The sequence below is a fragment of the Leyella stercorea DSM 18206 genome (assembly GCF_000235885.1).
Lineage (GTDB): Bacteria > Bacteroidota > Bacteroidia > Bacteroidales > Bacteroidaceae > Prevotella > Prevotella stercorea.
Genome location: NZ_JH379411.1, coordinates 22,540 through 38,317, shown reverse-complemented (window position 1 = coordinate 38,317; position 15,778 = coordinate 22,540). Strand labels below are relative to the sequence as shown.

6 protein-coding genes are annotated in these 15,778 nt (G+C 52.5%); 4 read left to right on the top strand and 2 right to left on the bottom strand.

Annotated elements, in window-relative coordinates; translation table 11 throughout:
* Positions 1-368 precede the first annotated feature (368 nt).
* The 4 genes from ruvA (at position 369) to HMPREF0673_RS05310 (ending at position 10,995) form a co-directional block, all read left to right on the top strand.
* Positions 369-983, top strand: a complete 615-nt coding sequence (gene ruvA / locus HMPREF0673_RS05325) for a Holliday junction branch migration protein RuvA (RefSeq protein WP_007899057.1) — start codon at positions 369-371, stop codon at positions 981-983.
* Between the two features lie 136 nt (positions 984-1,119).
* Positions 1,120-8,733, top strand: coding sequence for a T9SS outer membrane translocon Sov/SprA (sov, locus tag HMPREF0673_RS05320; protein WP_007899054.1), 7,614 nt, complete (start codon positions 1,120-1,122; stop codon positions 8,731-8,733).
* A gap of 161 nt (positions 8,734-8,894) precedes the next feature.
* The gene (locus tag HMPREF0673_RS05315; RefSeq protein WP_007899052.1) at positions 8,895-10,217 is read left to right on the top strand and encodes a nucleotide sugar dehydrogenase; all 1,323 of its coding nucleotides are present in this window, start codon (positions 8,895-8,897) and stop codon (positions 10,215-10,217) included.
* A 139-nt stretch (positions 10,218-10,356) separates the two neighbouring features.
* Positions 10,357-10,995: a hypothetical protein gene (locus HMPREF0673_RS05310; RefSeq protein WP_007899048.1), complete on the top strand. Its 639-nt coding sequence runs from the start codon at positions 10,357-10,359 to the stop codon at positions 10,993-10,995.
* 250 nt (positions 10,996-11,245) lie between these two features.
* Here the strand turns inward: HMPREF0673_RS05310 and HMPREF0673_RS14855 are convergent, their stop codons facing one another.
* Entirely contained in the window at positions 11,246-12,868 is a 1,623-nt protein-coding gene (locus HMPREF0673_RS14855) for a topoisomerase DNA-binding C4 zinc finger domain-containing protein (RefSeq protein WP_007899041.1), read from the bottom strand.
* Positions 12,869-13,489: 621 nt separating this feature from the next.
* Positions 13,490-15,625: a glycoside hydrolase family 97 protein gene (locus HMPREF0673_RS05300; RefSeq protein ID WP_007899039.1), complete on the bottom strand. Its 2,136-nt coding sequence runs from the start codon at positions 15,623-15,625 to the stop codon at positions 13,490-13,492.
* Positions 15,626-15,778 lie beyond the last annotated feature (153 nt).

Below are 15,778 nucleotides of genomic sequence, written 5' to 3'. Positions count from 1 at the left end.
GCGTGGATATGGCAAGATGCCATATCCTCCTACGGGCGGCGGACGGAATATGATCGGGCGGCGGACGGAATCTGATTGGATGGCGGACGGAATCTGATTGGGTGGCGGACGGAATCTGATCGGGTGGCGGACGCGCAACGATGACAAAACATGTGGTGAAGAGCGACCAAACTGCGCCTGTATCTGCAATAAACCGCACTAACACATTCAACAAACTGCACCTGTATTTGCAACAAACTGCGCCTGCGTATATAATAAATTGCGGAAAGGTACGTTATTAATAAACGTTAAGCACTTTGAGGGCTTAATGTTGACAACAAAACAACGAATAAAACGTACTGAGAACAACGAATAAAACGTACTGAGAAATGATTGATTACATAAAGGGCGAACTGGCAGAACTCACTCCGGCGCAAGCCATTGTTGAGGCTTACGGCGTGGGTTATGCGCTGAATATTTCGCTGAATACATACGAGGCGATACAGGGCAAGCAGAACGTGAAACTGTTTGTGCACGAGGCACTTGTCACTGGCGGTCGCGACGATAGTTACACATTCTTTGGCTTTGCGTCGAAGCAGGAGCGCGACCTCTACCGTCTGCTCATCACCGTGTCGGGTGTGGGAGCCAACACGGCGCGTATGATTCTCTCGTCGGCATCGCCGTCGGAGCTCTGCAATGCCATCTCTACGGGCAACGAGCGCGTACTGAAGAGTGTGAAGGGCATCGGTCTGAAGACTGCGCAGCGCATTATCGTCGACCTGAAAGACAAGATTCTCTCGCTAGGTATAGCGCAGGAGGTGTCTGCCGGCACGGCTGCCGACAGCACAATACCCGTCGATGTGCGCGACGAGGCGGTAGCTGCGCTCACCATGCTCGGCTTTTCGCCTGCGCCAACGGCTAAGGTGGTTACGGCGATACTCACCGACGATGCTACGCTGCCCGTTGAGCAGGTGGTGAAGTTGGCGTTGAAGCAGATTAAGTAAATAAGTTGGTGGCTGCGTGGCTACGGCAGGGATGCCGTAGCCTCCTATAAATAAGCTGATTTTGAATTTCATAAATATTATAAACCGATTTTTTAAGTGTAGGCTGCAGGCGATACGCTCGCTCGGCACGGCTCGCATGATGGTCGTCATAATGATTATGGCGGCTGTGGCATCGTATGCCATCACGCAGACACCGCAACGACCGCAGCGCAAGCTCTCTGTGCGCAAGACGCGCGACGCGGCTCCGCAGCGCGATGCCGATGCCGACCGCCCCGACACGCTCGCTATCAAGGCGCAGCCGAAGCTCGAGAACGAGGACTCGATACCCGACTCGCTGCTGCATCCGCGCTGGAAGATACAGCGCACGCTGCCCATAACGCTCGACGATCTCGACCAGAGTGCTGCCGACCTGAAGCGTCCCGACAACCTGAAGCAGGACGTGGTGTACAACGACTCGCTCGACCGCTACATCATCGGCTCGAAGATATCCGACTCGTACATCAACGCCCCGTTTATGATGACGCAGGAGGAGTATCGCAAGTGGAGCGAGCGACGCATGATGAACCAGTTCTTCCGCAAGAAGAACGACGAGATATACCAGGCTAAGGGCAAGGAGAAGTTCGACTTTACCGACATGCACTTCGACCTCGGACCGGCTGAGAAAATATTCGGTCCGGGCGGTGTGCGCATCAAGACGCAGGGTACTGCCGAGCTGAAGTTCGGCGCCACGATGAAGAGCATCGACAACCCGTCGCTGCCCGTGCGCAACCGCAAGACCACCACGATGGACTTCGACGAGAAGATAAACGTTAGTCTGAACGGACGTGTGGGCGACAAGGTGAACATGAACCTCAACTACAACACCGATGCTACGTTCGACTTCGACGCGCAGAGCCTCAAGTTGAAGTACGACGGCAAGGAGGACGAGATTGTGAAGCTCATCGAGGCTGGCAACGTGTCGTTCCCCTCCAACTCGTCGCTCGTGCGCGGAGCTTCCTCGCTCTTCGGTCTGCGCACCGACCTGCAGTTCGGTAAGCTCAAGCTGCAGCTCGTAGCCTCGCAGAAGAAGTCGTCGTCGAAGTCGGTGTCGTCGAAGGGCGGCAAGCAGTTCACACCATTCGAGATAGACGCAGCCAACTACGAAGAGAACCGCCACTTCTTCCTCGCACAGTACTTCCACGACCGCTACGACGAGTCGATGCGCTCGCTGCCCAACCTCACATCGGGCATCACTATCAACCGCGTGGAGGTGTGGGTGACGAACAAGTCGGGCGTAACGTCGAACACACGTAACATCATCGCCCTCACCGACTTGGGCGAGAACAACCGCGTGTCGAACAATCTGTGGGGCATCACGGGTCAGCCCGTGCCTGCCAATGCTGCCAACTCGGAGTATGCAGCCATGACATCGCAGTACGCCGCCGCACGCGACATCGACCAGACCTCTACCGTGCTCGACGGAATAGCCGGCTTCGTGGGCGGATCCGACTACGAGAAGCTGGAGCGTGCGCGCCTGCTCAACTCGTCGGAGTACACCGTGAACAAGGCTTTAGGCTACATCTCGCTGAAGACATCGCTGCAGACCGACCAGGTGCTCGCCGTGGCTTACGAGTACACATACGGCGGCGTGACATACCAGGTGGGCGAGTTCGCCTCGGACATCACCGACTCGAACAAGGCACTCTACGTGAAGGCGTTGAAGAACACCAGCAACAACCCACATCAGGGCAACTGGGGCTTGATGATGAAGAACGTGTATTACCTCGCATCGTCGGTGGAGAAGGAGAAGTTCCGCTTGGATGTGAAGTTCCAGAGCGACACCGCCGGTGTCTACCTCACGTACATACCCGAGCCACAGGTGAAGAACCAGACCCTCATAAAGCTCCTCGGAGCCGACCGACTTGACAATAACAACAAGGCGCACCCCAACGGCTACTTCGACTACGTGGAGGGCTACACCGTGACGAACGGACGCGTGTTCTTCCCCGTTGCCGAACCGTTCGGCAGCTATATGTACGAGACGCTCTTGAAGAACGGTGTGGCGGCAGAGCAGGCTGCGAAGTATGCCTTCACCGAGCTTTACGACTCTACGAAAATCGTGGCTAAACAGATAGCCGAGAAGGACAAGTATGTGCTTATGGGTCAGTTCCGCGGCACATCGGCTAACGTCATCTCGCTCGGCGCATACAACATTCCGCAAGGCTCTGTAGTGGTTACGGCAGGCGGCGTGACGCTCGCCGAAGGCACCGACTACTCGGTAGACTACTCGGGTGGCGAGGTGACCATCCTCAACCAGAGCATCATCGACGCCGGCACCGCCGTGAACGTGTCGCTCGAAAGCAATACCGACTACGGACAGGAGCGCAAGACGATGTTCGGTATGAACTGGGAGTACGACTTCTCGAAGGACTTCCAGCTCTCGGGTACGTTCCAACACCTCTCCGAACAGGCTCTCACCAACAAGGTGAACATGGGCTCGGAGCCGCTCAACAACACCATCTGGGGCTTGAACATCAACTGGAAGAAGCAGAGCCAGTGGCTTACGAATATGCTCGACAAGCTGCCCTTCCTGCATCTCACACAACCTTCGAGCATCTCGTTCTCGGGCGAGTTCGCGCAACTCATAGCCGGACAGAGCAGCGGCACGCAGGACAACGCCTCGTACATCGACGACTTCGAGAACACCAAGAACACCATCGACGTGTCTACACCTACGTCGTGGATAATCTCGTCGGTGCCGTCGATGTTCCCCGAGTCGGGCGACAAGTCTACGCTGCGCTCGGGCTTCAACCGCTCGCGCCTGGCGTGGTACACCATCGACCCGCTCTTCACACGCCGCTCTTCGTCGCTCACGCCGAGCCACATCAAGAGCGACCTCGACCAGCTGTCTAACCATTACGTTCGCGAGTTCTATGTGAGCGAGCTGTTCCCAGCCCGCGACCAGAGCGCATACAACGGCAACTCGTCGATGCTCAACATCCTTAACCTCGCTTACTACCCGAACGAGCGCGGCCCGTACAACTTCGACCCCGACCTCAACTACGACGGCACACTCAACAATCCGCAGAAGCGTTGGGGCGGTATGATGCGCAAGCTCGACACCAACGACTTCGAGGCTGCCAACATCGAGTACATCGAGTTCTGGATGCTCGACCCGTTCATCTATACACGCGAGCAGGGCGTGGCTGCCGACTACGGCGGCGACTTCTACATCAACCTCGGCGAGATGAGCGAGGACATTCTGCGCGACGGCAAGAAGTTCTACGAGAGCGGAATGCCCGTAGACGGCTCGCAGAACTTCACCACAACGCAGTGGGGTAAGGTGCCCAACCAGGCTACCGTCGTGTACGCCTTCGCAACATCGAAGGGCTCGCGTGCGCTGCAGGACGTGGGCTTCAACGGACTCAACGACGAGGAGGAGCAGAAGTGGGAGAGCTATCAGGACTTCCTGCGCGAGGTGCAGGGCAAGGTGAACCCTGCCGTGTGGGACTCAATCTGGGCAGACCCGGCAGGCGACAACTACCACTACTTCCGCGGTTCCGACTACGACAAGATAAAGGCACCCATCCTGCGCCGCTACAAGTACATAAACAACCCGCAGGGCAACTCGCCCGACAACGACTCGCGCACCGAGAGCTACGACACATCGTACAAGTCGACACCCGACGTTGAGGATATCAACCAGGACTACACACTCAACGAGTACGAGAAGTTCTTCCAGTATCGCGTGTCTATCCGCCCCGAAGACCTTGAGGTTGGCAAGAACTACATCGTAGACAAGCGCGAGGATACCCACCAGTTGCGCAACAACAAGACAGAGACAGTCAACTGGTACCAGTTCCGCATCCCACTGCGCGAGTACGAGAAGAAGTTCGGCGCAATCAACGACTTCACATCTATGCGCTTCATGCGTATGTTCCTCACCGGCTTCAAGCATCCTATCGTGCTGCGCTTCGGCACACTCGACCTCGTGCGTGGCGAGTGGCGCGTCTACGAGCAGAACCTCGACAACTCGGCTTCAACATCGGGCAAGCTCGTGGTGAGTGCCGTGAACATCGAGGAGAACAACGACAAACAGCCCGTCAACTATATCCTGCCGCCGGGCATCAAGCGCGGACAGGACCCCACGCAGCCACAGCTCGTTGAGAACAACGAGCAGGCACTCTCGATGAGCGTCACCACGCTCGGCACAGGTGAGGCGAAGGCGGTGTACAAGAACACATCGCTCGACCTCAGACAGTACAAGCGCCTGCAGATGTTCGTGCACGCCAATGCTTTCCAGCCCAACCAGACAAACCTTGAGGACGGACAGCTGTCGGTGTTCATTCGTCTCGGTTCCGACTACAAGAGCAACTTCTACGAGTACGAGATACCGCTGAAGCTGACCGAGCCCGGCAAGTACGGACGCTTCTCGGTTACCGATGCCCGCGCCGTGTGGCCCGAGGAGAATATGCTCGACATAGCTCTCTCTAAGCTCACTGGCTTGAAAAAGGAACGCAACAAGGCGAAGGCGCACGGACAGGCTTCGTTCAACCGACTCTACTCGGCATACGACCCCGACCAGCCTAAGAACCGCATCTCGGTGATGGGTAATCCGACGCTGGGCGAGGTGAAGACAATGGTCATCGGTGTGCGCAACAACTCGGGCGAGGTGAAGAGTGGTGAGGTCTGGGTGAACGAACTCCGACTGAAGGAATTCAACAACTCGGGCGGTTGGGCTGCACAGGGCACGCTCAACCTGCAACTCTCCGACCTCGGCACCGTCAACGTGCAGGGCAAATATAGCTCGGCAGGCTTCGGCGGACTGGAGGAGGGCGTGGCACAGCGTTCTACCGACAACTACTCCAACTACACCGTTACGGCAAACGTAGAGCTCGGCAAGTTCTTCCCCGACAAGGCGAAGGTGACGGCACCGCTCTACTACTCGGTGACTAAGGAGAAGACATCGCCAAAGTATAATCCGCTTGACACCGACATGGAGCTCGACGACGCTCTCGAAGCGGCTGGCTCTAAGCACGAGCGCGACTCGATTGAGAGTCTCGCCGTGACGAAAGTGACGCAGACCAACTTCTCGCTGTCGAACGTGCGTGTCGGCATACAGAACAAGCGCCACCCGATGCCTTACGACCCAGCAAACTTCTCGTTCTCGTACAGTCATAGCCACAGCTACACCACGGGCGAGACAACCATCTACGAGCGCGAGGACAACTGGCGCGGTGCATTCAACTATTCGTGGTCGCCGGTGTACAAGGCATGGGAGCCATTCAAGAAGATAAAGAAACGCTCAAAGTGGCTCGATCTGCCGAAGAAGTTCGGACTGAACTGGCTGCCGCAGAATGTGGCGTTCAACACAGACATCACACGCAACTACTATGAGCTGCAGGAGCGCGACATGGAGTCGACCGAGAACCAGAAGCTGCCGCTCACGTTCTCGTCACAGTTCTTGTGGAACCGCGAGTTCAACCTGCGTTGGGACCTCACTAAGAACTTGCACATGAACTTTCAAAGTGCCACAAACGCAGAGATTGAGGAACCGTACACACCGGTGAACAAAGACCTCTATCCCGACAGCTATCAGGCATGGAAGGACTCCGTGTGGACATCCATCAAGCATTTGGGCAGACCGCTGAAGTACAACCAATCGTTCCAGGCATCGTATAAGGTACCTATCAACCTCATTCCGGTGTTCGACTGGCTTACAGCCGACGGCTCGTACAACGCTACATACAACTGGATGCGCGGTTCGGACCTTGAGGACGGCACGTCGCTTGGTAACACTATCGCCAACAACCGACAGATAAACCTCAACAGCCAGTGGAACCTGGAGAAACTCTACAACCATGTTCCGTTCTTGAAGAAGGTGAACGACCGCTTCAAGAAAGACAACTCGGCAGCCAACCGCAAGAAGGCAGAGGAGGCGCGAAGGAAGAAACGTGAGGAGGCTAAGAAGAAACGTGAGGAAGACGCAAAGGGTGGCGACCTCAAATCGAAGAAGAAGCCTGCACTGGCAAAAGATCTCAACCCACGCGACCTGCTGAGCAAAAAGAAGAAGGGCTTTGAGAAGGAAATAACGCTCATGCCAGACACTACTATAAAGGTGAACCACGGTAAGCGCACGAAGCGCATCATCGTAAGCGGACGCACGGAGGCTGGCAGAGTCTTCGAATTGAAGTACAAGCGTGTCGACGACAACAATATCTTGATATTGAATAAGGTAGACTCGGCTACGAAGATAAAGGTGTCGGTTCTGGCAAAGGAACCACTTGAAAACCAGAAGTGGTATCGTGCAGCGCAGAGCGTGGCACGTTTGATGATGATGGTGCGCAACGTGAGCATCAGCTATCGCAACCAGTACTCGATGTCGATACCAGGCTTCAAGCCGATGGTTGGCAATATGTTCGGACAGGGTTCGGGTTACGGTCCGCTGTCGCCAGGCTTAGACTTTGCGTTCGGCTTCGTGGGCGACTCGTATATAGACAAGGCACGCGAGAACGGCTGGCTGATGGTGGCTGACTCGCTTGCTACGCCTGCTGCTACCAATCAGACCGAAGACCTGCAGCTAAGAGCAACGCTTGAGCCTGTGCGCAACTTGAAGATTGACCTCACGGCATCGCGTGCCAAGACAACGGCACGCCAGGTGCAGTATATGTATGCCGGCAACCCGACCACCGAGAGCGGTACGTTCACCATGACAACGCTCTCGCTGCGCAGTGCGTTCGAGGGCTCGGGCAGCGCAAAGAACGGCTACAAGTCGGCATCGTTTGAACGCTTCTGCAACTCGCTCGAAGGCTTCCGTCAGCGTGTAGAGGCGCGGTATGCCGGTGCGGTATATCCTGCCGGTTCACCACTCGCAGGCAAGAAGTTCGACGCTGCCAACGGCGGAGTGAACAAGTACAGCTCCGATGTGATGGTGCCGGCGTTCCTCGCAGCCTACACCAATATGGGCTCGCAGATGTCGATATTCCCGACGCTGGCTCACCTGCTGCCCAACTGGTCGATAAAGTACAGCGGTCTGTCGAAGCTGCCGTGGTTCCGCGACGTGTTCAAGAGTGTCAATATCAACCACTCGTACAAGAGCGTGTACGCCGTAGGTTCCTACTCGTCGTACAGCACGTTCATGGAGTACATGGGCGGACTCGGCTTCATCACCGATGCCACCACCGGTATGCCGACACCTAACTCTATGTACAACGTGTCGACAGTGAGCATCAACGAGTCGTTCTCGCCACTGCTTGGCGTGGACGTGACGCTGAACAACAACATGACCATTAAGGCGGAGTATCGCAAGACACGCGTGCTGAGCCTGAGTATGACATCGGTACAGGTGAACGAGTCGTCGTCGAACGACTGGGTGATTGGTGCCGGCTACACCATCAACAACTTCCGACTCTTCGGAGGTGGTGGCAGCAACAAGCATCGCCGCGTGAAGTCGAAGAACGCCAACAACAACAGTTCGTCGAACCGTTCGCGCTCGACCGGTGGTGTGAACAACGACTTGAGGTTGCGTCTCGACCTCAGTCTGCGCAAGCAGGCGTCGATAAGTCGCGACATCGCCACGATGACCTCGTCGGCTAACAGCGGCAACACGGCGTTTAAGCTCGCGTTCTCTGCCGACTACACCGTGTCGCGACTGCTCACCATGAGCTTCTACTACGACCGACAGACCAACACACCGCTGCTCTCGTCGAGCTCGTATCCGACAACGACGCAGGACTTCGGATTGAGCATGAAGTTCTCATTGACAAGATAAACGAATTGAGAGTTGAAAATTTTCAACTCTCAATTTTAATTTGTATCTTTGCAGAAGATAGGCTGCACCTCAGCATAACATTCAAGCAAGCTTGATGTTCTGCCTTCGGCTTGCACTATCTTTGCCCACATCATAACTAATATTACCCTATAAATATAGCGATGAAAGAATTTAAGGACATAAAGATAGCTGTAGCCGGCACTGGTTATGTCGGACTAAGCATTGCAACACTGCTCGCACAGCACCATCACGTCACAGCCGTTGATGTTGTACCCGAGAAGGTGGAGAAACTGAATAAGCGCATCTCGCCTATACAGGACGAATATATAGAGAAGTATCTGGCAGAAAAACCGCTCGACCTCGTGGCTACTCTCGACGGCAAGGCAGCGTATAAGGATGCCGACTTCGTGGTGATAGCCGCTCCTACCAACTACGACCCCGTGAAGAACTACTTCGACACGACGCACGTAGAGGAGGTTATCGACCTCGTGCTCGAAGTGAACCCCGACGCAGTGATGGTCATCAAGAGTACAATACCAGTGGGGTACACACGCAACCTTTACTTGAAGTATGCTGCGAAGGGCGTGAAGCAGTTCAATCTGCTCTTTTCGCCCGAGTTCCTGCGCGAGAGCAAGGCACTCTACGACAATCTCTACCCGAGCCGCATCATCGTGGGCTACCCGAAGCTGATTGATGGCGAGGGCTACGCAGAGGAGAACGAAGCAATCCGTACCGTCACCGACGTGGAGCGCATGAAGGAGGCTGCAAAGACCTTCGCTGCATTGCTGCAGGAAGGCGCGCTGAAGGAGAACATCGACACGCTCTTCATGGGCATGAAGGAGGCAGAGGCGGTGAAACTCTTCGCCAACACCTATCTGGCACTGCGCGTGAGCTACTTCAACGAGCTCGACACATACGCCGAGATGAAGGGTCTCGACACAAAGGCAATCATCGACGGCGTAGGTCTCGACCCACGCATCGGCACCCACTATAACAACCCATCGTTCGGCTACGGCGGCTACTGTCTGCCGAAGGACACGAAGCAGCTGCTTGCCAACTACGCCGACGTACCAGAGAACCTCATCGAGGCAATCGTAGAGAGCAACCGCACACGCAAGGACTACATCGCCGACGCTGTGCTGCGCAAGGCAGGATGGTACGGCTATAGCGAGAACAACCAGTACGGCGCAGAGGTGAACGCCTGTGTGATCGGCGTGTACCGACTCACCATGAAGTCGAACTCCGACAACTTCCGCCAGTCGGCTATACAGGGCATCATGAAGCGCATCAAGGCGAAGGGTGCAGAGGTGATAATCTACGAGCCGACACTCGAAGACGGCACAACATTCTTCGGCAGCCGTGTGGTGAACAACCTCGAAGCCTTCAAGGCGCAGAGCCATGCCATCATCGCCAACCGCTACGACGAGTGTTTGGATGATGTGATGGATAAGGTGTACACACGCGACATCTTCCGCCGCGACTAAATAGGAAAATCCCTACCTGCGAATATGGTTTTTCACTTGCAGGTAGGGATTTCTTTTTATAATTTTGCAAGCGTAAGTAAGACGTATATCGTTCGGCTTACGCTAAACAAAAAGTGAAACATTTAAAATATCGAATATTATGAAACGCTTCAGCTCTTTCCTAACACTCCTGATTATGGCAGCACTGCCATTCACATTCACCAGTTGTGACGACGATTGGTACGATGGTTACGATTGGTACGACAAGCCATACTATGATGCTACAGAGAACGCCATAGCTCTCGCGCAGACACTCAACGGCACATGGACCGGAACCATCATCAACGAGTACACCAACGACAACGGCATACGTCAGCAGACACAATGCAGTGCCGACTTCACTTTCGTACAGTATCGCTACGATGCCATCAACGGCACGGGCTACGAGACCGACTACGACGGCACGGGTCGTAAGCAGACGTTGCCTTTCAAGTGGTATGTCGACTATCGCACCGGCAATGTTTATGTAGAGTACACTGAAAGTGGCTACCGCTTCCTGCTCGATGCCAACGGCAACAGCAAGTACTCAGGCTTCTCGCTCGACAACAGTCGCTTCAACGGAGTGATGGAGGGTGTGAACAACGACGAGTTCGTCTTCTTCGATCTCTATCGTGTTCGTGGCTACAGCGCACCGCACAAGCTGAAGAGTGCCGACTCTACCGCTACCGTTAGCTTCGGCAAGGGCGAGGGCAAGCAGTTTGAAATTAGCGATGCACCAGTGATGCTGCGCAGAAGATAAGCGGTTTCGCAGCTATCCGTAGCGGAGGTCTCTGGCCTCCGCAGCACCAAGTCTGACAGAAATATATGTCTACAGAAATAATCCATCATATCTGTCTGCATCCTCGTAATACTCACATTATAAGCAGAATAAAGGCTGATAGATGTCGCTTTTCGAGGCGATATCTATCAGCCTATCTGTCAGTTTCAAAATGAAATGTTGCTGTTGCGAACATTTATGCAGTGTCTTTTTTGTATGTAAAAGTAAGCAACTAACCTATATATTTACATTCAGGATAATTGCTGCATCCCCAAAATTCTCCATAGCGTCCGACTCTTTTAACTAACGTACTTCCACATTTCGGACATATATTCATGTCATGTGCGAGCTGTGCTAGGTCAACAATCTTTATTGGTATGTTTTTGCTTTTTGCCTTTTGTATTATGTCTTGCGTTAACTTATCATTAGAATCGTTGAACACAATCAGTTCATCAGCACAGGCTACCACTTCATCGTTACTTTGATAACCGGCTGATTTTCCTTTTGTATTCCAATCGACATTAAATATATTAAAGGGGATGTTGTTGTAGTCGGCATAATTTAACACACTTGCTACAAAATCTAAAGCCCCGATTTTTTGAGCACCCAAAGCAAGATTGCGATTGCTCAACTCGGATAGTCGTTTGCTACAGACTTCTTCTATCAACTGTGTATTATAGAATTTCTGCGGGCCAATGATTGCTAACAAATATACTTTGGGCTTTGATCCTTTAATGTATTCTAACTTTATTTTGCTTGATATCAAAGAGTGATTCTCGCCCACTTTCCTATGAAAATCCGTGCATGCTCCTTCGGGTCTTCTTCTCAAAAAGTCCAAATCACAGCGGTGATTGTCAGCCTCTTGGGGGCCCATATAAGGGTTATAATGTACGCAATCTTCACAATTGGTTACTTCATTTTGAGTGTTCTTTTTATCATAAAGTAAGAAGTCAACAGCTTTAATCAATTCGTTATAATCTTCAGGATAACAATCGTAACAATCTTTCAATATATTCAATTCTATATCAGATTCTTGAGATTGTATAACATTCGTCTCTTTGCAAGATATTCGCTTGATTTCAGAGTTCTTGTTTGGAAAATGTATATACCTCAAGACTTGATCGTTTACCAATTCTGCTTTCTTTTCTTTTGAGATGTTGAATAATTCAAAAGCAGGACCGTTTTCTTCGTCGTACGAGTCGGTTTTACAGAACTTTTCTATATCATCTTCAGAAGTTATTGGAACTTCCATAATCCAAAGCCCTGAATTCTTTTTCTCTTCCGAGCAGGCATGCGACACGAATATCTCAATAAGCATAGGTGGCACTTTGGGTCTGTTGCTTATCAAGCAAATATCAGCAACATAAATGTTGCCATTGCTGTCTTTGACTTGTTTTTCTATCTCGCAATATTGGTAATACTGTTTCAAATCAACTTGCCTTTTACGCTCACTACGAACACAAGAATAATAAGATGAGTATTTACAGTTCGGGTGTTTTGGGCAACTCTCTATTAGATTATAAGAGACATAAAAATGTTCAGACTCCAAGAAATGTCTTGCAATCTTTTTCTTTGCCAAGTTATGCAAATAGGTTTCATTGCTACACTCGGTCTTGTTCTTATGTTTGAAATGGCGTCTATGACAATCGTCCTTTAGGTTGGCAACCATTTCTTCACCACAAGAAAGGCAGTAAAACTTGTGGAGTTTTCTGAATTCTGTGGTGATATCTTCAATTGAACATAATTCGCCATTAACATAATCAATGGCGGCATAATGATAAAGAGTATGTTCCGGAGAATATGTTTTCCCTTTAGCATTACTTTCATTTGTGTTTAAACTAGTAGCTGAATTCATAAAAAGATTTCTTCATTTGTAAGTTGAATGAAATAAAAATTGAACTTAAATGCATAGAAAAACATTGCTAAGGTGTCCAATCGGGCACAATATAATTTTGCTCTATGCTAAAAAATATGTGCAAAGGTATAATAAAATTATGATTTTTGCAAATTACTTTCCTCCTTTTCCGATGCAAATATCGTACTTGAAAACTCCCACGAAAATTCTCATTCTATAGATTTGCTGAACATAAAACGCGCGGTTTTGCGGTTCGGTGCAGACTGAAAAACAGAGAACTTGAGACTTTTCGATGTAAAACGATAGATTTTGCACCGCTTTTCGTGAGATTTTACAAACTTTTCGTGAGACTTTATTTGGTAACTCTTGAGACTTTATTCGGTAAAACCTATGCTTTTACATATAAAAGTCTCACGATAAGTTTGGTTGGCTCGAAACGGAAATTGCACACTTTTGCGCAGAACGCCGCAAAGGCTTCTGAATCATTTGTTTACGCTTGTACGCTCAAAACTCGCGAAAAATGGAAAACAAAATCCGTTGTCGGTTTTTCGCGGGTTATGAGCGTGCAAATCGTGCAAATATCGTCTTGGCAAAAAAAACTGTGCCAGACTTTGTTGCTGCTTATTTCTTCATCAGCGATACGGCGAAGCCGCCGCCGCGTGCCTGCTTAACCTTCAGCACGTCGCCCTTCTTCACGGTGCGGTGCAGGATGGTGTAAGCCTTCGGGTTCTTCTCGTAGTCGGCGTTCTTGCCGTCCTGGTAGATGGCGCAGTCGTACTTGGCACCTACGTCGAGGAAGTCGAGCTTCACGGTAGTCTGACGGGCGTTGTTGGTCTTTCCGCCCACGAACCAGTTGTCCGTGCCCTTCGCCTTGCGAGCCACGGTGATATACTCCGCCGGTTCAGCCTCCAGATACTTTGAATCGTCCCAGTCGCAAGCCACGTCGCGTATGAACTGGAAGGCGTCGTCGTACTTCTCGTAGTGTTCGGGCAGGTCGGCTGCCATCTGCAGCGGCGAGTACATCACGAGGTAGAGTGCGAGCTGTCCGCAGAGCGTGGTGTGTACGTACGACGGGTTGTCGCTCCATTCTTTCAGGCGCGTCTCGAAGATGCCCGGCGTGTAGTCCATCGGTCCGCCCTGCAGGCGTGTGAAGGGCAGCATGACGGTGTGGTAGGGCACCGAACCGCCGAACGCCTCGTACTCTGTGCCGCGTGCCGACTCGTTGCCTACGAGGTTAGGCCATGTGCGACAGATGCCGGTGGGGCGTGTAGCCTCGTGAGCGTTCACCATGATGTGGTGCTTGGCAGCGGTCTCGACGACGCGCTGGTAGTGGTTGTTCATCAGCTGCGAGTAGTGGTACTCGCCGCGCGGTATGATGTCGCCTACGTAGCCTGTCTTCACAGCATCGTAGCCATACTTGTTCATAAGCTGGAACGCATCCTCAAGGTGTCGTTCGTAGTTGAGTGCCGACGAAGATGTCTCGTGGTGCATCATCAGACGCACGCCCTTCGAGTGAGCATACTCGTTGAGATATTTGATGTCGAAGTCGGGGTAGGGTGTCACGAAGTCGAACACGTCGAGCTTCTGATGACCGAACCAGTCCTCCCAGCCCTCGTTCCATCCCTCGACGAGCACCTCCTGCAAGCCGTTCTTGGCTGCGAAGTCGATGTAGCGCTTCACCTCGGCTGTGGTGGCACCGTGCTTGCCGTTGGGTCGGCACTTCGAGTAGTCGGTTTCGCCGAGACGCACCGAAGGCAGGTCGTCGGTGTATGCCCATGTCTTTGTGCCCACGATCATGTTCCACCACACGCCGCAGTATTTCGTTGGGTGAATCCACGATGTGTCCTCAATCTTGCACGGCTCGTTGAGGTTGAGCGTGAGCTTCTTCGAGAGCATGTCGCGTGCGTCGTCGCTCACCAGCACCGTGCGCCACGGCGTGTTGAACGGAGTCTGTATAAAACCCTTGCGTCCTACGGCGTCGGGCGTGAGCCACGACTCGAACGTGAGCGTCTTCTCGTCGAGGTTGAGGTGCATCGTAGGGTAGTCGAGACACGCTGCCTCGTGTATGTTGATGTAGAGTCCGTCCTTGGTCTTCAGCTGCAGCGATGTCTGCACGCCCGTGTCTGAGAACACCGTCGTAGACGAGTTTGCGGTGTACGCCTTGCGGTTCTTGCTGATCACCTCGCGTATGCCCGTAAGCGGTGTAATCTGATACTCGTACTCCTGTGTGTCGTAGTCGCCCGGAATCCAGTAGGCGGTGTGGTCGCCGGTCATGGCAAACTGCGTGTGTTCCTCCTTTATCACGAAGTAGTTGAGGTCCTGTTGCTGCGGGAACTCGTAACGCAAGCCCATGCCGTAGTCGTAGACGCGGAATCTTAACTTGATGTTGCGGTTGCTCGACGGCTGGTTGAGGCTCACCTCAAGTTCGTTGTAGTTGTTGCGAATGGTCTTTGTCTCGCCCCATACCGGTGTCCATGTCTCGTCGAACGAGGATGTCTTCGATGCTGTTTCCTTGAATCCGTCCATCAGGTCGGTCTCCTCCATGCCCTTTGACGCGTGCTTGTCGCGAGCAAGCTCCAGTCCGAGGTGCGAGGGGTTAATCACCTTCTTGCCCTTGTAGCTCATTTCGTACGTAGGACGTCCGTTGTCCGTGAGCGAAAAGGTCAGGCTCACGTTGCCGTCGGGCGAAGCGACGGTCTGTGCCGATGCCATGGCAGGCATCAAAGCAAGCATAGCCAAAATGTCTTTAGTTTTCATATCAAAGATGTTTATATTGTTATTCTTTAGGCTTTTATGTGTTGCAAAGTTAAAAATCTTATGGATAATAACGCGGGTGTATACCTATTAATATATGTAATGTGTGTATGAAAACGTTTGCAGTGCGTGGTCTATAAACGAAAAAATCGGGTG